At 69.0% G+C, this 19,922-nt stretch carries 17 protein-coding genes and 1 pseudogene; 10 read left to right on the top strand and 8 right to left on the bottom strand.

All coding sequences use genetic code 11. The features are described from left to right. Positions 1-1,011 (top strand): ABC transporter permease, encoded by a 1,011-nt coding sequence (locus tag OHS16_RS02995; RefSeq protein ID WP_443042736.1) that lies wholly within the window; start codon positions 1-3, stop codon positions 1,009-1,011. On the opposite strand, the gene glgC is transcribed toward OHS16_RS02995, so the two are convergent. Then, complete coding sequence (glgC, locus tag OHS16_RS03000; protein ID WP_328535575.1) at positions 1,006-2,223, bottom strand: glucose-1-phosphate adenylyltransferase; 1,218 nt, start codon at positions 2,221-2,223, stop codon at positions 1,006-1,008. The two genes, OHS16_RS02995 and glgC, sit on opposite strands and share 6 nt — an antisense overlap. 30 nt (positions 2,224-2,253) lie before the next feature. After that, positions 2,254-3,426 carry a glycogen synthase gene (glgA, locus tag OHS16_RS03005; RefSeq protein WP_328535576.1) on the bottom strand — a complete coding sequence of 391 codons (1,173 nt, stop codon included), beginning with the start codon at positions 3,424-3,426 and terminating at the stop codon, positions 2,254-2,256. A gap of 267 nt (positions 3,427-3,693) precedes the next feature. Here glgA and OHS16_RS03010 point away from each other — a divergent pair, with 267 nt between their 5' ends. Next, positions 3,694-4,671: a DMT family transporter gene (locus OHS16_RS03010; protein ID WP_328535577.1), complete on the top strand. Its 978-nt coding sequence runs from the start codon at positions 3,694-3,696 to the stop codon at positions 4,669-4,671. Here OHS16_RS03010 and OHS16_RS03015 read toward each other — a convergent pair. Continuing rightward, on the bottom strand, positions 4,641-5,900 hold the full coding sequence (locus tag OHS16_RS03015; protein WP_328535578.1) for a transglycosylase family protein: 1,260 nt from the start codon (positions 5,898-5,900) through the stop codon (positions 4,641-4,643). The two genes, OHS16_RS03010 and OHS16_RS03015, sit on opposite strands and share 31 nt — an antisense overlap. Positions 5,901-6,047: 147 nt before the next feature. Here OHS16_RS03015 and OHS16_RS03020 point away from each other — a divergent pair, with 147 nt between their 5' ends. Then, positions 6,048-8,507, top strand: a complete 2,460-nt coding sequence (locus tag OHS16_RS03020; protein WP_328535579.1) for a beta-glucosidase family protein — start codon at positions 6,048-6,050, stop codon at positions 8,505-8,507. Between the two features lie 213 nt (positions 8,508-8,720). Here the strand turns inward: OHS16_RS03020 and OHS16_RS03025 are convergent, their stop codons facing one another. Then, positions 8,721-9,809 (bottom strand): DUF1996 domain-containing protein, encoded by a 1,089-nt coding sequence (locus OHS16_RS03025; RefSeq protein WP_328535580.1) that lies wholly within the window; start codon positions 9,807-9,809, stop codon positions 8,721-8,723. 428 nt (positions 9,810-10,237) lie between these two features. Between OHS16_RS03025 and OHS16_RS03030 the strand changes: the two genes are divergently transcribed. Continuing rightward, positions 10,238-11,632 carry a glycoside hydrolase family 76 protein gene (locus OHS16_RS03030; RefSeq protein ID WP_328540693.1) on the top strand — a complete coding sequence of 465 codons (1,395 nt, stop codon included), beginning with the start codon at positions 10,238-10,240 and terminating at the stop codon, positions 11,630-11,632. A 299-nt stretch (positions 11,633-11,931) separates the two neighbouring features. Beyond that, positions 11,932-13,392, top strand: coding sequence for an NADP-dependent phosphogluconate dehydrogenase (gene gndA, locus OHS16_RS03035; protein ID WP_328535581.1), 1,461 nt, complete (start codon positions 11,932-11,934; stop codon positions 13,390-13,392). 675 nt (positions 13,393-14,067) lie between these two features. Here the strand turns inward: gndA and OHS16_RS32060 are convergent. Further along, a complete protein-coding gene (locus OHS16_RS32060; protein ID WP_443042737.1) occupies positions 14,068-14,430 on the bottom strand; it encodes a GNAT family N-acetyltransferase in 363 nt (120 codons plus the stop codon). Between the two features lie 118 nt (positions 14,431-14,548). Next, positions 14,549-14,980 (bottom strand): aspartate 1-decarboxylase, encoded by a 432-nt coding sequence (panD, locus tag OHS16_RS03045; protein WP_328535583.1) that lies wholly within the window; start codon positions 14,978-14,980, stop codon positions 14,549-14,551. Between the two features lie 514 nt (positions 14,981-15,494). On the opposite strand from panD, the gene OHS16_RS03050 reads away from it, so the two are divergent. Next, on the top strand, positions 15,495-15,746 hold the full coding sequence (locus OHS16_RS03050; protein ID WP_328540694.1) for a helix-turn-helix domain-containing protein: 252 nt from the start codon (positions 15,495-15,497) through the stop codon (positions 15,744-15,746). A gap of 154 nt (positions 15,747-15,900) precedes the next feature. Here OHS16_RS03050 and OHS16_RS03055 read toward each other — a convergent pair whose 3' ends face one another. Further along, entirely contained in the window at positions 15,901-16,464 is a 564-nt protein-coding gene (locus tag OHS16_RS03055) for a hypothetical protein (RefSeq protein ID WP_328535584.1), read from the bottom strand. 455 nt (positions 16,465-16,919) lie between these two features. Here OHS16_RS03055 and OHS16_RS03060 point away from each other — a divergent pair, with 455 nt between their 5' ends. The 3 genes from OHS16_RS03060 to OHS16_RS03070 are packed head-to-tail and all read left to right on the top strand — an operon-like array spanning position 16,920 to position 18,546. Continuing rightward, on the top strand, positions 16,920-17,744 hold the full coding sequence (locus OHS16_RS03060; RefSeq protein WP_328535585.1) for a hypothetical protein: 825 nt from the start codon (positions 16,920-16,922) through the stop codon (positions 17,742-17,744). A gap of 44 nt (positions 17,745-17,788) precedes the next feature. Beyond that, a complete protein-coding gene (locus OHS16_RS03065; RefSeq protein ID WP_328535586.1) occupies positions 17,789-18,325 on the top strand; it encodes a hypothetical protein in 537 nt (178 codons plus the stop codon). A 5-nt stretch (positions 18,326-18,330) separates the two neighbouring features. Then, entirely contained in the window at positions 18,331-18,546 is a 216-nt protein-coding gene (locus OHS16_RS03070) for a hypothetical protein (protein WP_328535587.1), read from the top strand. 285 nt (positions 18,547-18,831) lie between these two features. On the opposite strand, the gene OHS16_RS03075 is transcribed toward OHS16_RS03070, so the two are convergent. Then, a complete protein-coding gene (locus OHS16_RS03075; protein WP_328541059.1) occupies positions 18,832-19,062 on the bottom strand; it encodes a hypothetical protein in 231 nt (76 codons plus the stop codon). Here OHS16_RS03075 and OHS16_RS03080 point away from each other — a divergent pair. Further along, a pseudogene (locus OHS16_RS03080) lies at positions 18,959-19,670 on the top strand (IS5 family transposase). The gene OHS16_RS03075 and the pseudogene OHS16_RS03080 overlap by 104 nt on opposite strands. Positions 19,671-19,922 lie beyond the last annotated feature (252 nt).

Here is a 19,922-nt window from a genome sequence, read left to right on the forward strand (position 1 = left end):
GTGCAGTCCATCGAGACCGGACCGACGCCCGTCGGGGAGGAGCCTCTCGGTTCCACCCGGACGGAGCGGATCAGCGCGCTCGCGCAGCAGCACGGCGCGCTCGTCACCCTTGTTGTGGCGGTGATCGCGGCGTCACTGAGCTTCGACACCTTCCTCACCGGGGACAATCTCAGCAACATGGCCGTCTCGTCGGCCTTCCTCGCCGTGGTCGCCCTGGGCATGACCTTCGTGATCATCACCGGGGGCATAGACCTCTCGGTCGGCTCGCTCTTCGCCCTGGGCGGTGTGCTCGCCGCCTGGGGATCGAAGTACGGAACACTGGTCGCGCTGCTGCTTCCGCTCGTGGTGTGCGGGCTGATCGGGCTGGTCAACGGATTGCTCATCGCCAGGGCACGGCTGGCGCCCTTCATCGTGACCCTCGCATCGCTGCTCGCCGCGCGGGGCATCCTGCTGGCCATCACCGACGAGGGCGCGACGACCTACCTCGTCGACGACAAGTCGTTCTTCGCCAAGCTCGGCCAGGACGAACTGCTGGGTGTCGGGGTGCCCGTCTGGATCACCGTCGCGCTGTTCGTGATCGGCGCGGTGGTGCTGCGCCGCAGCAGGTTCGGCCAGTATGTGTACGCGGTCGGCGGGAACGAGGACGCGGCAGCGCTGATGGGCGCCCCGGTGGCCCGCACCAAAACCTCCGTCTATGCGCTCTCCGGGGTGTGCGCGGGGCTGGCGGGGGCGCTCAACGCGGCCTGGCTGGTCTCCGGGGTGACCATTCTCGGCTCCGGCATGGAGTTGGAGGCGATCTCCGCCGTGGTCATCGGAGGCACTCTGCTCACCGGCGGATTCGGCTTCATCAGCGGCTCGCTGGTGGGTGTGCTGCTGCTGAAGGTCATCCAGAACGTCATCAACCAGATCGGCTCGCTGGACTCCGCGTACCAGCAGGTGGTCAGCGGCGCCTTCCTGGCCGTCGTGGTCATCGCGCAGACCTGGCTGGGGCGGCGCCGCCGGATGCTATGAGACCTGCCGGCCCTTGCCCAGGGCTATGACACCGTTGTCCGAAACCGTGTAGAGCTCCCGGTCCCGCTCGGGGTTGACGCCGATCGTCGCCCCGGGCGGGACGTCCACGTTCTTGTCGAGGATGGAGCCTCTGACCACCGCGCCCCGACCGACCCTTACGTTGTCGTGCAGCACCGAGCCCTGGACGACTGCGCCTTCTTCGACAACGACACCCGGTGAGAGCACCGACCGGGTGACCTGGCCGCGGATGACGCATCCCGCGCTGACGATGGACTCCCCCGCGATGCCGCCGGCCACGAACCGGGCCGCGGGCAGCTGGCCGGGGTGCGTGTAGATGGGCCAGCGCCGGTTGTCGAGATTGAAGACCGGCTGCTCGGAGATCAGATCCATATGGGCGTCGTAGTACGCGTCGAGGGTTCCCACGTCGCGCCAGTAGCCGTGATCGCGTGGTGTCTCGCCCGGTACGTGGTTCTCGTCGAAGTCGTAGAGCTGTGCCACTCCGCGCTCGGTGAGCATGGGAAGGATCGAGCCGCCCATGTCGTGCACCGACGACACGTCCTCCGAGTCCTGTCGCAGGGCGTCGACCAGAACCTTGGTGCTGAAGAGGTAGTTGCCCATTGAGGCGAACACCCGGTTCCGGTCGCCCGGCAGACCGGGCGGATCCGCCGGCTTCTCCAGGAAGCGCTCCACCCGTGTCCCGTCCGACGCGGGGGTGATGATCCCGAACGACGACGCCTCGGCGCGAGGCACCTTGATCCCGGCGACGGTCACCCCGGCCCCGCTGTCCATATGGCGTTCCAGCATCTGACGCGGATCCATCCGGTAGACATGGTCCGCACCGAACACCGCTATGTAGTCGGGCTGTTCGTCATGCACGAGATTGAGCGACTGCAGGATCGCGTCCGCACTGCCCAGATACCAGCGCGGTCCCAGACGTTGCTGGGCGGGGACCGGTGTGACGTAGTTTCCGAGCAGACTCGACATCCGCCAGGTGGTGGTCACATGACGGTCGAGCGAGTGTGACTTGTACTGGGTGAGCACGCAGTTGCGCAGGATGCCGGCATTGACGAGGTTCGAAAGAACGAAGTCGACCAGACGGTAGGTGCCGCCGAACGTCACCGCTGGTTTGGCGCGATCGGCGGTGAGCGGCATCAGCCGCTTGCCCTCCCCGCCGGCCAGTACGATCCCGAGTACCGAAGGTCCAACGCGCATGGCCGCTCCCCTGTTTGATCCAACGCGCCTCTACCTGTTCCCACTCGCCTTCGCGAGCGATTCGTACACCTCGACGGTGCGCCGGGCCACCTGCTCCCAGCCGAACTCACGCACCGCACGCTCCCGGCCGGCCGCCCCCATCCGGGCCGAGAGCCCCCGGTCGGTCAGCACCCGGTTCAGGGCCGCGGCGAGCCCGGCCACGAAGCCTGCCGGGTCGCCCCCCTCGTACGGCACGAGCAGTCCTGTCGCCCCGTCCGAGACGACCTCCGGGATACCGCCGACGGCCGATGCGACAACTGCGGTGCCGCATGCCATCGCCTCCAGATTGACGATGCCCAGCGGCTCGTACACCGACGGACACACGAACACGTCCGCCCGGCTGAGCAGTTGGATCACATCGGGGCGCGGCAACATCTCAGGGATCCAGTGCACACCGTCGCGGGCGGTGCGGAGATCGTCGACCAGATCGCGGAACTCCCGCTCGATCGCCGGTGTGTCGGGGGCTCCGGCACAGAGCACCAGCTGCGCTCCGGGGGTCAGCCGGTGAGCCGCCCGCAACAGATGGGGGACACCCTTCTGACGGGTGATGCGTCCCACGAACAGCACCATGGGGCGGTCCGGGTCGATGCCGAACCGCTCAAGCACATCCGTGCCCGACACCGGCCGGTACAGCCCGGTGTCGATGCCGTTGTGCACGACGTGCACCGCGTCCGGGTCCAGAGCGGGATAGCACGAGAGGATGTCGGCCCGCATGCCGCGGGAGACCGCGATGACCGCGTCGGCCGACTCGGCCGCGGTGCGTTCGGCCCAGCTGGAGAGCGCATACCCGCCGCCGAGCTGTTCGGCCTTCCAGGGGCGTAGCGGCTCGAGGGAGTGCGCGGTCATCACGTGCGGGATTCCGTACAGCAGCTTCGCCAGATGACCGGCCAGGTTGGTGTACCAGGTGTGCGAGTGCACCAGCTCGCAGTCCTTGACCGCGGCGGTGAAGGAAAGGTCGACGGAGAGGGTGCGCAGTGCGTCGTTGGCGCCGTCCAGCGCCGGGGCGGCCCGGTGGCGGGTCAGACCCGCCTCCGCCCCTTCGCCCCAGGAGTGCACCTCGAGGTCGGTGAGCGCCCGTAACTCCCGGGCGAGGAATTCCACGTGGACGCCGGCGCCGCCGTAGACGTCCGGCGGATACTCGCGGGTGAGCAGGCCCACTCTCATGACGGTCCCCCTCACCATCCGTATGCCGTCCATCACCGACTGCCCCTAGATGGTCACGCACATGCCTCCGGCGGGGAAGACCGCTGCACACACGCGGGCGGCACGGCGCGGCCCATCCCCGGGCGCTGACGTGGGATCCATCCGTGCTGACCTGGTCCACCACCGGGAGGACGACTTCCGGTGGACTGCCGTACTGCTCTGGTAGTACGCACAAGTCGGTGCTTGAGGACGACGACTTCTCGGCCGGAAAGAGAGATCGTTGAGAACATGAGTGCCCTCGCGCTGTCCGTGATCCTGTCGCTGATCTCCGCGGTCGCCTACGCGGCCGGGGCGATCATGCAGGAACGCGTGGCATCGGACAGCCCGGGGCGGCCCTATGCGCCGCTGCGCCACGCCGGATGGTGGGTCGCGATGACGCTGAACGGTTTCGGCGCCGCGCTGCACGTCGGGGCACTCGCGTACGGTCCGCTGAGCCTGGTGCAGCCACTGGGCGCCCTGACCATCGTGTTCGCGCTCCCGATGGCCGCCGTGTTCGTCCGGCGCCGGGCGGGCGGCGCCGCATGGCGCGGCGCGATCATGGCCACTGTCGGGCTCGCCGGACTGCTCTCCCTGACCGGCAGCGCGGACAGCTCGTCGCTCCCCGGCGGTGAGCGGGCCGTGCTGGCGCTGGCGACGTTCGGCGGCCTCGCCGTCCTTTTCCTGGCCGCGCACAGAGTGCGCCGGCCGGTTGTACGCAGCGTGATCCTGGCGGCCTCCGCCGGGGTGGCGTTCGGTACGGCATCGGTGTTCACCAAGACCGTCGCAGTGGACTGGACGTCCCGCACACCGACCGCGGAGTGGCCGAGCCTGCTGGTGATAGCCGGTCTCGCCGCGATCGGAATACTGCTCTCCCAGGCGTCCTACCGCGGTGCCGGTCTGGCCGCGCCGCTCGCGACGGTCACGGTCGTCAATCCGGTACTGGCCGCGGCCATCGGGATCACGCTCTTCGGCGAGCATTTCCGCTACGGCGCGCTGGGCACCGTTCTCGCCCTCTTCTGCGGTGCGATCGCCGCGGGCGGGCTGATTCTGCTGACCACGGAGCGGCTGGCCGCTTCCACGTCGCAGTCACCGGCCGTGCGGCAGCCTCAGCCGGCACCGCGGCCACCGGTGGCCGCACCGTACGGCGCGCCGTCGGTGGAACGGTTCACCGGGGCCACTCCGGCCAAGAGAAGGGATCAGACGGCCACGCCGCCTGCCTTGAGGTAAGCCAGCGGATCAATGTCCGAGCCGTAGGCGGGACCCGTCCGCACCTCGAAGTGGAGGTGCGGGCCCGTGGCGTTACCGGTCGACCCCGAGCGGGCGATCCGCTGGCCTTCGCCGACGTTCTGGCCGGCCCGGACACTGAGGGCGGACAGGTGAGCGTACTGGCTGTACTTGCCGTCGGAGTGCCGGATGACGACCTGGTAGCCGTAGGCGCCTCCCCATCCGGCGGAGACCACATGGCCTGCGGCCACCGCCCTCACCGAGGTACCCGTGGGGACCGGGAAGTCGATGCCGGTGTGGTGCCCACTGGACCAGGAGCTCCCCGACGCGCGGTACGGGGTGCTGTGGTGGACGTTCACCGGGGCGGTGAGAGCGATCCGGTCGGTGGCCGGGCGGTGTTTCCGCGGCGCGGCGGACCTGGCCTTGGTGGTCTCGGCTCTGACCTTGTGGCGCTCGGCTCCGACTCCGGTCGGCTCGGTTCCGGTACCGCGCGGCTTTCCGGCCGCCTTCTTTTCCGGTAACCGCGGCCCGCTCAGGTCCAGCCGCTGCCCGGGGAAGATCAGATCGGGGTCGCTGCCGAGCACGTCGCGGTTGTCGGCGTAGAGCCGGTGCCACCCGCCTGTGACCTCCTCGGACTCTGCGATGCCGGACAGTGAGTCACCACTGACGACGATGTACACCCCGGTGCGGGAGGGAGCCGGCTTCTTCGGCGGCACCGCGGTCCGGGCGGCTTCCGCTACCCCGGAACTGTGCCCAGAACTGTGCCCGGTGCCGTGCCCGGGCTGTGGTCCGGCGGTCTCCGTCCCGGCCCTGGTGACGCTCTTCGACTCGACGACGATCCTGGGCGGCGCGCCGTCCCTGGTGAGCCCGGCGCGCGCCGAACAGACCGGCCAGGCGGTGGGGCCCTGCGCGTGGAGCACCTTCTCGGCGACCGCTATCTGCTGCCGCCTGCTCGCCAGATCGGCACGCGGCGCGTAGGCGGCGCCGCCGTACGCCTGCCAGGTGGTCCGGCTGAACTGCAGCCCGCCGTAATAGCCGTTGCCGGTGTTGATCTTCCAGTTGCTGGAGGACTCGCACCGGGCGACCTTGTCCCAGACGTCCACCGAAGCAGCTCCCGCCGACCCGGCGGTGAGCAGCGGCAGCGCGATCCCCGCCCCTCCGGCCGTCACCGTCAGGGACGCTCGGTTGATTCTGCTGGGCTGATAACGGCGATGACGACCGGATGCGGCCATACTCGGCTCCCCCACTCGCGGGTACGACATGTCGCAGGGCGCAAAAGTACGGCCGCCGTAGGGGGAATGACAAGAGCGCGGGTTCACCGTACCCTTGCAGCCGATACGGGAGAGCGCTCTCCGAGGGGTGGGCGCGGAGGGGCCGTCATGACGGACGAAGAACTGGACACCCTGGTCGCATCGCTGGGCCTGGATCGCAAGGTGCGCCTGCTGACCGGCGCATCCGGATGGCGCACCCACGCGGAACCAGCGATAGGACTGCGCTCGATGGTGACATCGGACGGGCCAGTCGGCGTGCGCGGAGAATCGTGGGACGAACGGGAGACCTCGCTCGTCCTGCCCTCCCCCACGGCGCTCGCCGCCACCTGGGACGAGCAACTGGTGCGGGAGATGGGCGGGTTGCTCGCATCCGAGGCCCGGCGCAAGGGTGTCGGCGTTCTTCTCGCGCCCACACTCAATCTGCACCGCACGCCGCTCGGCGGCCGGCACTTCGAGTGCTACTCCGAGGATCCACTGCTCACCGCCCGCATCGGCGTCGCGATGATCCATGGCATCCAGGCCGGCGGAGTCGCCGCGACCGCCAAGCACTTCGTGGCCAACGATGCCGAGACGGACCGGCTCACGGTCGATGTGAGGGTCGGCGAGCAAGCGCTACGGGAGGTCTACCTCGCTCCCTTCGAGGCCGCGGTCAAAGCCGGCGTCCAGGCCGTGATGTCGGCCTACAACGCCGTGAACGGCACGACCATGTCGGCACATCCGCTGCTCGCCGAGCCGTTGAAGGGCGAGTGGGCGTTCGACGGGGTCGTCGTCTCGGACTGGGGCGCCGTGCGATCCACGGCGGAGACCGCGCGGGCCGCCCAGGATCTCGCCATGCCGGGCCCCGACGGAGCATGGGGGGACGCACTGCTGGAAGCCCTACGCGCGGGGGCGGTCGCGGAATCCGCGGTGGACGACAAGGTACGCCGGCTCCTGCGGCTGGCCGACCGGATCGGGGCGCTCGGCACGCATGCCCCGGTGTGGCGCCCCGTGGTGCCCGAGACGCGCCACCGTGCCCTGCTGCGCAGGGCCGCCTCCGCAGGCACCGTACTGGTGCGCAATGCCGGACAACTGCTGCCGCTCGCCGCCGGACAACTGCGCACGGTCGCCGTCATCGGCCCGCGGGCGGCACACCCCCGGATCCAGGGCGGTGGCAGCGCCGAGGTCTTCCCCGAATCCTTCGTATCCCCGCTGGAAGGAATCCAGGAGCAGGTGCGCCACACGGCGCGCGTACTCCACGTACCCGGCCTGCCACCGCAACGACGGCCCGCGCCGCTGCGCCGCGAGACGACCCGCGACCCGCGCAGCGGCGAACCGGGCGTGCTGGTAAGGGTGCTGGACGCTCAGGGCGCCGAACTCCACGCGGAGCACCGGCTTTCCGGACGCATCGTGGAGCCGGCCAGGGTGGAGGGTGCGGCCACCGTGGAGATCCGTGCCCTGATGCGGCCCGACACGACCGGCGAATGGACCCTCGCCGTAGGCGGCTTCGGGCTGATCTCCCTGACCGTGGACGGCCGCACCGTGCTCGACGAGGAGTTCACCCGCGACACGGACGACCCCACCCATATCCATGTCTCGCCCCCGTATCGCTGCGCCAGGGCCGCACTCACCGCGGGGTACGAGACCGAGATCGTGGCACGCCGGGGGCTGGCACCCGACACCGGTATCGCCACCATCCTCGCCGCCGCCCCTCCCCCCGGGTCGGCCGAAGCGGCACTGGCGGAAGCGGTTTCGGCCGCACGCGCCGCGGATGCCGTGGTGCTGATCGTCGGCACGACGGAGCAGACCGAGTCGGAGGGCAGCGACCGGGTCTCGCTCTCGCTACCGGGCGGACAGGACGAGCTGGTGCGGGCGGTGGCCTCCGCCAACGCGAGGACGGTGGTGGTGGTGAACTCCGGCGGCCCGGTCGCCCTCCCATGGCGCGACGAGGTGGCGGCGCTGCTGATCGGCTGGTTCCCCGGGCAGGAGGCGGGCCACGGTCTCGCCGACGTCCTCTTCGGACGCTCGGAGCCCGGGGGCCGGCTGCCCACCACCTGGCCCGCACAGCAGGACGACGTTCCCGTACTGAACACGGCCCCGGCCGACGGCGCCCTGCGGTATTCCGAGGGCCTGCACATCGGCTATCGCGCCTGGCTGCGAGCTTCGCAGGCTCCCGCGTACTGGTTCGGCCACGGTCTGGGGTACACCAGCTGGAAGTACGAGCAGCTGACCGCGCCCGACACACTCGGCGGCGAGGACACGTTCGACGTACGGGTACGCGTCCGCAACACCGGCGCGCGCGCGGGGCGCGAGGTCGTACAGGTCTATCTCGCGCGCGAGGACACCTCCGTGGAACGTCCCGTGCGCTGGCTCGCGGGCCATGCTGCCGTCCATGCGCGCCCGGGCGAAAGCGCGGAGGCTGTCGTCCGGATCTCCGGAACGGCTCTGCGCCACTGGTCGGTGGAGGAACACGGCTGGCGCACCGAAGCGGGTGTCTTCACCGTGCACGCCGGACGGTCGGCCGGCGATCTGCCGCTGTGCGCGGAGCTGGCCGTACGGACGCGCACCCCGCTGGAGAGTGCGTTTCGGTGAGGACGCGCCGGTTCGGGCCCGTTGGGCCCGGGAGGTGCCGCGCCGCCGGCGGGGTGGAAGACGACGCGGCACGCGGAGCTGCGGACCCGGGCGTGCCCGCCGGGCCCGCAGAGCTGAGAACCCCCGCCTGGTGCCGCGCTGCCGCCACTGGCATGGCCGGTACCGGCGGAGTCGGGGCGGTGAGCGAGCGCCCTCCCTCACCGCCCCGACGTTTTATGGCAGTTGGTACTTGTCGTTGAGCGCGGCGCCCCGCTCCGGGTGCGCCTGGTCGTAGCCGCGGGCATCGCACTGCAGGCCGCCGGTGATGCAGTGGGTGACCATGGCCTGGAGGGTCGGCGCGTCCCAGCCGTTGAAGAAGTCGTAGTGGAAGCTGTGGCCCAGCCCGCTGGCCAGCTTCACCTGCGACATGTCGCCGTTGACCGGCCAGGCCATCTTGAACTCGATCATCGGCACCGCCACCGGGTGGTCGGCCGGGCAGACGTTCTGGTTGGCGCCCGTCGCCACCGGGTAGGCCATGTGGCTGTGGTGGTCGGGCACGTCCAGATGGATGCCGTCCCAGCAACTCGGGGCCTGGAGACGGATGTTGAGCTGGGTGTCCTGACTGGTCGGGCAGCTCGCCGGGAATTCGAAGTTGTGATACGACTCCCCGCACTCCCAGCCCTCGACCGTGCCCTTGAGGTTCTTGAACTCGTCCTCGGACTGCATCGGGCTGCCCACCACGAACCGCAGACCCTTGGGGAAGGGGCGGACGCTGGTGTAGTCGTTCACCCCCGTCTTGTAGTAGATCGTCTGCGGGCCGACCGGAAGGATCTTCTGGTCCCCCTTGTAGAGACTCGGCATCCAGTAGCCGGACTTGTCACCGACCGCGAGACAGGCGGTGCCGCCCTGCTGCAGTGAAGCGGTGGTGGTGTTGGCGTTCGTGGAGGTGTTTCCCATGAAGGTGTGGTCATGGGACTTGCCGGGCTGCCCGGGATAGACGACCGGGTCGTCCGGCGCGGTGTGCGTCACCGCGCACTTCGCCTGGAACTCGTGGAAGTACGCGTGCGGCGGGTCGAAGGTGGACGGCGTGACCCCGGTGACCGGCGGGTCGGCCAAGATGTAACCGTCTCCGTCCGGATCGTCGCCCGACGCGACGGTCGAGGCGGCCATGTTCATGGCCTGATGGCCGGTGTGAGCCGCCGAGGACGGCGCGCTCCCGGAGTCGGGGCTGGCTGCGGCGCCGATGGCAGTGAGCCCCGTGCCGGTCAGGGCGAGGGCTGCGGCCACCATCAGGCCGGAGAAGAAGGTGGATCTGCGGACCATACGGACCTCCATGCGGCTCTGTGTGGGACGGGGGAGGAACTCGGCACACCATGGGAGAGCGCTCTCCGAAGCGGTCACAGTGTTACGCCGCGCGCGAGCGGGAGTCAATAGTCGACGAACAGACTGTTGCCGTAGGAGAGTTGGGTTCACCTTTCGAACCGTCCCGGTCGACAGCCGCCTCCTTTCGGCCCGCCGGAGAGCGAGATCCGGGGTCGGCCGGAGCGATACCGTCCCCTATCGGACGGCCACGGTCACGACCGCCGTCGATTGCATTGACGTGAGCACGACCAATGATTAGTTTCGGGAAGCGCTCTCCGTTACCGCAGTGCCATCCCTTCAGTCTCCGGATAGTCTCGGGAGCCCCCATGAAGCGAATCAAATCTGCTTCCACCGCGCTCTTCTCCCTCCTGACAACGTTGTCTCTCCTGATGGTCTGGAATCCGCCGGCATCGGCGGCACCCCCGGCGGCAATCGACGCAGCCGTCTGCAACAAGTACTGCGACGCCCGGGATCCCGGACTGAGTACCCAGGACAGGATTCCCGTCACCACCTCGCTGTCCTCGCGCTCGATCGCCCTGCATTTCGACGACACCGACGCGATGGGCTGGGCGTCCATCGACAACGGCGGCGCAGGCGACGAAGTGTGGCTGGACCGTTCCATGGACGGGGGCAGGACCTGGTCGGCGGGCAGCAGACTGGGCGACACCACGGTGCCTGCCGGGCACAGTGGCTGGCGCAGCCAGATGTTCAACGTCGACGACTGGAACACTCTGGGCGTGGGCTCACTGCGCGCCTGCGGCAAGGCGGCCGGCGGCAGCATCGCCTGTACCGCGTGGGCCCGCACCACCTGGAACGCGGGCGACCGGCGAACGGCCGCGGCCACCGCCCTGATGATGTCGTTCGACCGCGGCACCAAGCTCTTCGGGGGAAACGGCTGGTGGACCGGTGCCAACGCGCTGACCGCCGTCATCGACAACGCCCGGGTCAGCGGTATGGGCAGCTACACCTACGCCATCTCCCAGACGTACGACAAGAACATCAGCGCCCAGGGAGGCAACTTCACCAACGAATACCTCGACGACACGGGCTGGTGGGGTCTCGCGTGGGTGGACGCCTACGACATGACCGGCGACAGCCGCTATCTCAGCACCGCACGAGCCGACGCGGACCACATGTTCGCCTACTGGACCAGCACCTGTGGCGGCGGAGTCAAGTGGAACCAGAGCGGCACGTACAAGAACGCCATCACCAACGAACTCTTCCTCCAGCTCACCGCCGCCCTGCACAACCGCATCCCCGGTGACACCACCTATCTGGACCGGGCCCGCAACGAGTGGAACTGGTTCCGGAACAGCGGCATGATCAACAGCGCTCACATGATCAACGACGGTCTCGACGACTCCTGCGGCAACAACGGCCAGACCGCCTGGACGTACAACCAGGGAGTGGTACTGGGCGGGCTTACCGAGCTGTACCGGGCGGACGGGGACGCCTCTCTGCTGTCGACCGCGCGCACCCTGGCCGGCGCCTCCAGCACCGCGCTCGAGACCGACAGCGTGCTGCGTGAGCCCGGAGAAGGCGACAGCTGCACAGGCGACGGCCCATCGTTCAAGGGCGCCTATATCCGCGGACTCGGCAAGCTGAACGGTCAGTTGACCGACCACCCTTATGCCGGGACCCTGCGCCGCTGGGCGGACAGCGCATACGTCCACGACCGCAATGCTCTCGACCAGTACGGCCCGCACTGGAGCGGGGGCAACGGCAGCACCGACTACGGGTGCCAGCAGAGCGTCCTCGACCTCCTCAACGCGGCCGGCAGCTGACCGGCACGGCGGCCGGTCCGGCTGCGGAGCCCCGGACCCCGGCATCGTCCGGGATCCGGGGCTCCGCCCGCTCCGGTCGCCTGTCGGGGACCACCCGCGCCCACGGCATCCCGGGAGCCGTACCCGCGATGACACGCCCGGCGCCGTCGTCCTCACACCCAGGCCGCGACCGGCACTCCGTGCGACGATGGGAACTCGGCGCCCGGGCACCTGGAACAGGCCATGGAGCAGGAGTCCAGGGGCCCGTGACACACACTTCGCGCACGTCCTCCATGCAAGCGACAGGAGTGGGATACCGCATGCCAGGCACGACAGGGCACCAGGGCACAGCACAGATCGGCGTCACGGGACTCGCGGTCATGGGCCGCAACCTCGCGCGTAACTTCGCGCGCCATGGGTTCACCGTCGCGCTGCACAACCGCACGGCGTCCAAGACGCACGCCCTGGTGGACGAGTTCGGCGAGGAAGGCATCTTCGTACCGACCGAGGCCGCCAAGGACTTCGTCGCAGCCCTGGAGCGCCCCCGCCGACTGGTGATCATGGTGAAGGCGGGCGAGCCGACCGATGCCGTGATCAAGGAGTTCGCCCCGCTCCTCGAAGAGGGCGATGTCATCATCGACGGCGGCAACGCCCATTTCGAGGACACCCGGCGCCGCGAGAAGGACCTGCGTGAGCAGGGCATCCATTTCGTCGGCACCGGCATCTCCGGCGGCGAGGAGGGCGCGCTGCACGGGCCGAGCATCATGCCGGGAGGTTCAGCCGAGTCCTACGAGTCGCTGGGACCGCTGCTGGAGAAGATCGCAGCCAAGGCCGCGGACGGCACGCCGTGCACGACCCATATCGGTCGCGATGGTGCCGGACACTTCGTCAAGATGGTGCACAACGGCATCGAGTACGCCGACATGCAGCTGATCGCCGAGGCGTACCACCTGCTGCGCGCCGTCGCCGGCTACACACCGGAGAAGATCGCCGACACGTTCCGCAGCTGGAACACCGGGCGACTCGACTCGTATCTGATCGAGATCACCGCGGAAGTGCTCGCCCACAAGGACGCGGCGACCGGAAAGCCCTTCGTCGACGTCGTCGCTGACGAAGCCGAGCAGAAGGGCACCGGTCGCTGGACCGTGCAGATCGCACTCGATCTGGGGGTCCCCGTCTCCGGTATCGCGGAAGCAGTGTTCGCCCGCTCCCTGTCCGGCCACGCCGAACTGCGCAAGGCATCGCGCGGGCTGCCGGGCCCCACCACGGAGCCGCTGAGCGAAGCTGATGCCTCGCGCTTCGCCGACCAGGTGGAGCAGGCGCTGTACGCGTCCAAGATCGTTTCCTACACGCAGGGCTTCCACCAGATCACCGCGGGGAGCGAGAAGTACGACTGGAACATCGACCTGGGCGCGGTGGCTTCGATCTGGCGGGCAGGCTGCATCATCCGGGCCGCCTTCCTCGACCGGATCCGTGAGGCCTACGACGCCGATCCCGAGCTGGCGAGCCTGCTCTCCGACAACAAGTTCGCGTCGGAGATCGGCGGGGCGCAGGACGACTGGCGCGCGGTGGTCGCTGCCGCGGCGCGCCAGGGCGTCCCGACACCGGGCTTCTCGGCGGCTCTGGCGTACTACGACGCGCTGCGCGCCGAGCGGCTGCCCGCCGCGCTCACTCAGGGGCAGCGCGACTTCTTCGGGGCGCACACCTACCGTCGCACCGACCGCGAGGGATCGTTCCACACCCTCTGGGGCGGCGACCGCTCGGAGACCGGTACGGGCTGACCGCCCGCGCCGGGGCCGCGCGGTCCCGGCGCGGCCCCGGCCCACGGCCCGGTCCTGCGCCGCGGGTCAGCGGCCGAACGCGGGACCCGGCTGCGGCTCCGGTTCCGGTACCGGGTCGGGGCCGGGCGGCTGCGGGATGGGGTCGGGCAGTGGCGGCGGTGTGGGACGCGGCCCCGGTGCGGGCGGACCGGGCTGCGGTCCGGGGCCCGGTGGCGGGGTGGGTGCAGGGGGTACGGGATCCGGCCCGCCCGGTCCCGGGGTCGGGGGCACGGGGTCGGGGTACGGGTGCGTCACAGTGGACCTCCCTTGGTGCGGGTGCTTGTCCTGACCAATGTCTCCCGCTGCGCCTGCCCGCGCCTGCCGGGTCGAATCAATCCTACCGGCGGCCCGCAGGCTCAGACGCGGGCCGGATGGCACCGGTGCGGCGCCATGCATACGCTCTGCCGCATCGGCCGAGGACGCCCGGCCTGCGCGATCACAACGGCGCCGGTACCCCGCGCACGACTCGGGCCACCCCGTACGGATACCCGTTCCGGTCACCGGCCCCGAAGAGTCCCCGGGCTCTTTCCGCCAACAGGAGGCGTGCAGCGGCCTGTGGCGCTCCTCCCGGGGAAGGCCGGCGGTGGGCGCCGGAGGGCGGCAACAGGCATGAGCGCGACGCCGGAGGGGGTGGATTCACCATCTCCGCGGGTCCGCCGCGAGCTGTTCCCTGGCCTTCGTGACCAGTTCGGGCGGCGCGACGGGTGCCTCTTCGGCGTGCCGCCCGGCCCAGCGGGCCGCGTACGGGCAGAGCGGCACGACGGGCACACCCTCGCGTGCGGCGGTCGCGTAGAACTCCTCCACCAGCGCCCCCGCGACGCCCCTGCCCTGGTAGGCGGGCTCCACGACGGTGTGCACCGCGACCAGGGCGGCAGGCTCCGCGTCCAGTGCGAAGTACTGGACGCGTCCGATGACCTGGCCGTCGTCGAGAGCCTCGAGCCGCCCGTTGGGCCGGTCGTCACGGATGGTCGTCATAGTGGGGGCTCTTCCTGCCGGAATCCAGTCCTGCCGGAGTGCTGCCGGAGCCGTCCCTACCGGGAGCGGATCCTCTGGGCGTGGAATCAGACTCCCACGCCGCGGCCGTTCCGGCCGGGAGCGGCTCCGCCGCCGCGGGCGATCAGGCCCCCGTGGTCGCGGCCACGGCGTGCGGGCTGCGTTCCTGCTCGCTGCCGGGTACCGGCGCTGAAGCGTCGGTACCGAGAGCGACGATCCGGTTGCCGGCGTCCACATGAACGACGCTCGGCTTGAACGCACGGGCCTCAGCGTCCTCGACCTGGGCATAGCTGATGAGGATCACCAGGTCACCGGGGTGCACCAGGTGGGCCGCGGCCCCATTGATCCCGATGACGCCCGAGCCGCGCTCGCCCTCGATGACATACGTCTCCAGACGTGCGCCGTTGTCGATGTCGACGATGTGGACGAGTTCGCCCGGCAGCAGGTCGGCGGCTTCCATCAGCTCCGCGTCGACGGTGACCGAACCGACGTAATGCAGATCGGCCTGGGTCACGGTGGCCCGGTGGATCTTGGACTTGAATATCGTACGCAACATCGAGACGCTCCTGGACGTAGGCTCCCTGCCTGCTTTTTTGCAGGTCAAGGGCTGTTTCCTGATCGTACAACGAGTCGCATGTTCGGGCAGCGTTCCTCAGGTTTTTCAGGACTCATGCTGACTACTTGCTGACTTTCCTGACGCACCATCAGGTTGGAGTGGGAGGGTTCCGCTCGATCTCCCGGACCCCATCGCGACGACTTCCAAAGTCTACGCAGCACTCTCCCTCGGGTATCCGTGATCGCCATCACCCCGACGAGCTGACAGCACCACGGCCGTCCATGACCACACGGAAGCCCTCCTAAGCATCACGGGGGGCTCGATGCAGCGCGGCAATCTAGCAACAAATCACGGCTCGGCGAAGTCGGCGATTCCCAAGACCATGGCCACGGCCCGACCGGTGACCCTTCGGAGACACGGGGCGAGTGCCAAGGATCTTCGAAACCCGGCCAAAGCAGAACGCGGCCCACCGCAGCGATCAGCTCCGGCAAGCCTCAAGGAGTCCTCCGTGCCCATGGAACCGCAGCCGCACCCCAGCGAGCGCCACACCGAGATCAACCGATCGCGCAGGCGCCCGCCCGTCGAGCCAGTCCTCATCGACACCTCCGAGGTCGCCGCGATGCTCAGCATGTCCACGAGCTGGGTCTACAGGGAGGCATCAAAACTGGGCTTGAGGGGCTACAAGCTCGGCCGAGGCAGGAACGCCAAGGTCCTGTACAAGAGGGCCGAGGTCTTCAAATGGCTGGAGCAGCAGAAAATCCATTGAGGGTCTTGGAGCCCAGCCACTCGTTACCCCGCTCAAACCACGGATCTACGCATTACGATCTCGAGATCAAAGATGCCTGGGGGTTCAAGCCCTGACACTGCATGACGATCTGTACAGGTTAGAGGGTTGATGCAGGCCAACCGGCGACAGATCCTCACACCGGATCCGGGCAATCCGGCCACAGCTTCATCTTGACGTCCACGCTGCCGCCCGTGGCGTCGTACGGAAGCGGGTCTCCGTCACTGTTGGTGAAGACGACCTCGAAGCCGGTGACATCACCGGGAGCGACGCCCGCGGTCAGCGGTAGCTCGCCGGGGGCGGTGATGGTGGGCCCGTCCTGGGTCCCGCCCGCGATGGTGATCACCAGGTGGGCCTGGTCGGCGCCGGCCGGGAACTTCGCGACCGAGGCGCTCTCGAAGTCGTAGTTCTCGAAGGTCTCGGCGGTCGTGTCGGAGACCGACAGCTCATCGACCACCGTGGAGGACGATGAGTTGTTGCGCACCCCGAGGGTGATCGTGGACTCCTCGCCGCTGCCGGCGACCGCGGAGCCGTCCTTCCACGTCTTGGTCGCCACCGGCTTCACGACGCGCGGGATCGTCACCTTGACGTCGGACTCCGCTTCCTCGGGAGTGGCGTCGTCGGCCTTCACTCCGGCGGTATTGGGGAGGACCGCACCGTCCGCCAGCTCGGTGTCCGCGGGGATGCGATCCGTGAGCACATCCGCGTCCCGGCGGTGAGCCCCGCATACGACCCCGGCTGGGAGGCCATCGGCCACCTCGACCGGGCCATCGACGCGGCAGCTGCCTGGCCACGCGACGTACCGCTGCCGGGCTTGCGGGTGGAGGTGCTACGTGCAGCGAGACGTACCTCTGATCTTCTTCGAGGTGCCCGGAGAGGGCGCTCGCTCCGACGAGACCGTCCTCGCTACGGCCATCTCGACAAGCAGCCCGAGGGCGAGGGCTGGACCGAGGCAGGCAGCAGGTCCAACGGCTCCCACGGCTACGGCTTGCTGGACGTGATCCCCGACCCGCTCGTACCACACCTGCAGCGGCACACAGAAGGTGGAGCGGGTGGACGCGCCGGTGCTCTGACGGGCCGGGGTTGGCGTCGCAGCCGGTGGGGCATGGTGCGTGTGCACCATGCCCCACCGAACTCGCCAACCGGAGGACGCGGATGAGACCTGCCGACTTCGACGACCTGATCCTGATGCTGATGGAAGGCGAGGTGGAACCCAACGGCACAGACACGATTGTCCTGTTGCGGGCGAGAGAGCTGGCCAAGGGGGAGACGGAGTCCCACTGGTCGGGCTCCCCGATGATCGCCGAGATCGCGGCGCTCGCCGACCAGGCCTTTTCCGACGACCCGGCCGAGATCGAGCCCGCCCGGGAAGTCCTCTTCGCGCTGCGCCAGTCCGAGTCGTCCGACGCGGCGAACGACCGGGAAGAGGGTATCCGGCAAAGCGAGGCGATCCTGCGGCACGTCGACGCCGCCCGTTTCCCCGTCATCGCGGCCGGAGCGCACCTGAAGCTCGGCGGGGCGCTCCCCAAGCTGTCGCGGAGTGACGACGGAGTCGACAGATCCGTGCTGCGGCGTGCTGTCGGCCATCTGGAGAGCGCGCTGGCGCTACTGCCGGACGAGGAGGCAGACCTGCGGGCGATGGCCCGCTTCAACGCGGCTCTGGCCTTTCGTGATCTGTGGCGGTCGGGCGATGAATGGGACGATGACGACGACCGGGGCAAGGCCCTCGAGCATGGTCTGGCGGCGCTCGCCGCGATGGACCGGGGCGAGTTCTCCGGCGACCGGAGCATAGTGAGCCGGGCTGTGCTGGCGGTCCTGATGGCCGACGGTGTGCCGAGGGACCCTGAGGCGCGCGATCAGACCATCGCCGTCCTGCAGACATGGCTGGCCTCGCGCGAGGGGAAGTCCCTGCCGCGCACCGAGAGACGCGCGCTGAAAGAGGCGCGCGACCACCTGATTACCGGCCGGGACCTCGGCTGAGCGCCCGGGCGACGTCCTGTTGCTCCTGCGAGGAGGGATCGTCCGTGTTCCGGGACTACCTGTACATCGACCGGCCCCGGCTGGTGAGTTACGCCGAGCAGATCGGCGCGACGGCCGCGAAGGTCAAGAACCGCCAGTGGCGGGTCGCCCTCGGCCTCACCGGCCCTGTGGTCGAACACCAGCAGGGGGCGGCGGAACGCGCCGCGAACGACCACGAACTGGCGGAGTCCGTGACCCGCCATCTGCGGAAGAAGGGCGAGCTGCGCACGACACGCCCGGCATCCCTGGACGACGTAGACGAAGGACAGGCCACGTTCGTGCTGGAGACCATGCGGGCGCGAAAGGTGGTCTTCACGTTGGACGGCGGCGGTGCCCCGCGCGGACTGCGCGAGCTCGCGGTATGGGTGTCGAACCCCTTGGAGAACCCGTCGTCGCGCGACGCGGCGGGTGTCCGTGACGAGGAGGCGACGGGCATGTTCGTGTATCTGCTCGAAGGCTACTGGGACGACGAACCCGCCGAGCGCGCCTACTCGATGATGACCGCGCTCAACGTCCTGCTCCACACGCTGCGCGGCGCCTGAAGCGAGTGCCGGGTCCGATATATACGTCGCGGGACGACTACGCGACGCCGGTCAACATCCTGGTGCGCAACGGCGGCGTCAAGGGCGACATGCGCACGGTCACGGCGCTGTACCGGGTGCGGTCGGTCTCGGAGAACAAGATCGTCAACGTCGGCGGGCGCACTCTGCGCTGCCACGACCTCTTCGCCTACCCCCTGTACGTGGCCGCAGGGAACGGATGAGAGCCCGGCGGGCGCCTAGCCGGACTGGGTGCCCTGCCTCCCACGGGAGGTCCTTGACTCTTCCCCGATCCGCAGCTCCCCGAAGTGGAAGACGGACGCCGCCAGGGCGCTCTCACGCAAGAGGCGGCAGCGGCTACTCCTGGTGATCCAAGCCTTGGTCATGCTGACCAGTCGGAAGAACACTCGGTCGGCGCTCCACGACCCACATCCAAGATCAGGTCCTGGAGACAGTCTGCTGACTACCTACCGGGCAGCATTATCCGGCCAACCTTATGAGCAGAGCCACTAGCCGGGGGCAGGAGGCGTGACCTCGTCGTCGGTTGGCACCGCGATGGTGACGTTGTCGATACCGGCGCGCGGCTCGTCTGACGATCTGATCGTTCGGGTGAGTGTGACGACTCGGCCGTGGATCGTGGACGACGACTTGTGGGCATTGATCGAACCGCTGCTGCCACCCTGGCCCGAGCGGTCGCCGGGGCCGAAACCGGTGGACGACCGGATGTGCCTGCAGGGCATCCTGTACGTCCTGCACCAGGACATCGCCTGGCAACTTCTGCCCCTGGAGCTGGGGTTCGGCTCCGGACAGACCTGCTGGCGGCGCCTGGATCGCTGGCAACAGGCCGGGGTCTTCCATCAGTTGCACCAGATACTGCTCGCGAAACTGAACGCTGCCGGCGAACTCGACTGGTCCCGCGCGTGCGTGGATGGCTCCCACATCCGCGCGAAAAAAGGGGGAGCCGCGACCGGTCCGTCGCCGGTCGACCGGCGGAAATTAGGCAGCAAGCACCACCTCATCTGCGACGGACGCGGCACCCCGCTCCACGTCATCACCACCGCGGCGAACGTCAACGACATCACCCGGACCCTCGCCCTGCTCGACGGCCAAGGCCGTCCGGCGCGGACTACGCAAGTGCCGGATCATGCCCGTGATCTCCCGCAAGGGCGCCCCGAACATCAAGGGCCTCGGCAAAGTCCGCTACGTCGTGGAGCAGACCTTCGCCCTGCTCCACCAGTTCAAGCGCCTTGCCGTGCGCAGGGAACGACGCCCCGAACTCCACGACGCCTTCGTCTCGTTGGCCTGCAACCTGATCTGCTGGCGCCGCCTCAAGAAGGCCCACTCATGATCCTTTTACGACTCTTAGGCGGCGGAAAGTCCCTAGGAAGTCCCCGGGACAGACTTGAAAGTCCGTGAGAAGTCCCTGGGGGTCCCGGTGCACCGGGACCCCCAGGGACTTCGTCGAAGCTTCCGCGGGCCCAGCAGGCGGGGCCGCGGGACCGCTTTCCTCAAACCGCGGACTCACGCATTACCAGGGCCTGCAAGATCGCAAAACGCACTACTCCACGGCCACGCTCGATCCGGTTTCTGCTGGTCAGGG

The sequence above is a fragment of the Streptomyces sp. NBC_00344 genome (assembly GCF_036088315.1).
Taxonomy (GTDB): domain Bacteria; phylum Actinomycetota; class Actinomycetes; order Streptomycetales; family Streptomycetaceae; genus Streptomyces.

Coding starts and splice junctions, on each gene's coding strand:
- glgC (WP_328535575.1), bottom strand. CDS start 2,223: ATGCGCGTTGGACCTTCGGTACTCGGGATCGTACTGGCCGGCGGGGAG.
- glgA (WP_328535576.1), bottom strand. CDS start 3,426: ATGAGAGTGGGCCTGCTCACCCGCGAGTATCCGCCGGACGTCTACGGC.
- OHS16_RS03010 (WP_328535577.1), top strand. CDS start 3,694: ATGAGTGCCCTCGCGCTGTCCGTGATCCTGTCGCTGATCTCCGCGGTC.
- OHS16_RS03015 (WP_328535578.1), bottom strand. CDS start 5,900: ATGGCCGCATCCGGTCGTCATCGCCGTTATCAGCCCAGCAGAATCAAC.
- OHS16_RS03020 (WP_328535579.1), top strand. CDS start 6,048: ATGACGGACGAAGAACTGGACACCCTGGTCGCATCGCTGGGCCTGGAT.
- OHS16_RS03025 (WP_328535580.1), bottom strand. CDS start 9,809: ATGGTCCGCAGATCCACCTTCTTCTCCGGCCTGATGGTGGCCGCAGCC.
- OHS16_RS03030 (WP_328540693.1), top strand. CDS start 10,238: ATGGTCTGGAATCCGCCGGCATCGGCGGCACCCCCGGCGGCAATCGAC.
- gndA (WP_328535581.1), top strand. CDS start 11,932: ATGCCAGGCACGACAGGGCACCAGGGCACAGCACAGATCGGCGTCACG.
- panD (WP_328535583.1), bottom strand. CDS start 14,980: ATGTTGCGTACGATATTCAAGTCCAAGATCCACCGGGCCACCGTGACC.
- OHS16_RS03050 (WP_328540694.1), top strand. CDS start 15,495: ATGGAACCGCAGCCGCACCCCAGCGAGCGCCACACCGAGATCAACCGA.
- OHS16_RS03060 (WP_328535585.1), top strand. CDS start 16,920: ATGAGACCTGCCGACTTCGACGACCTGATCCTGATGCTGATGGAAGGC.
- OHS16_RS03075 (WP_328541059.1), bottom strand. CDS start 19,062: ATGCCCTGCAGGCACATCCGGTCGTCCACCGGTTTCGGCCCCGGCGAC.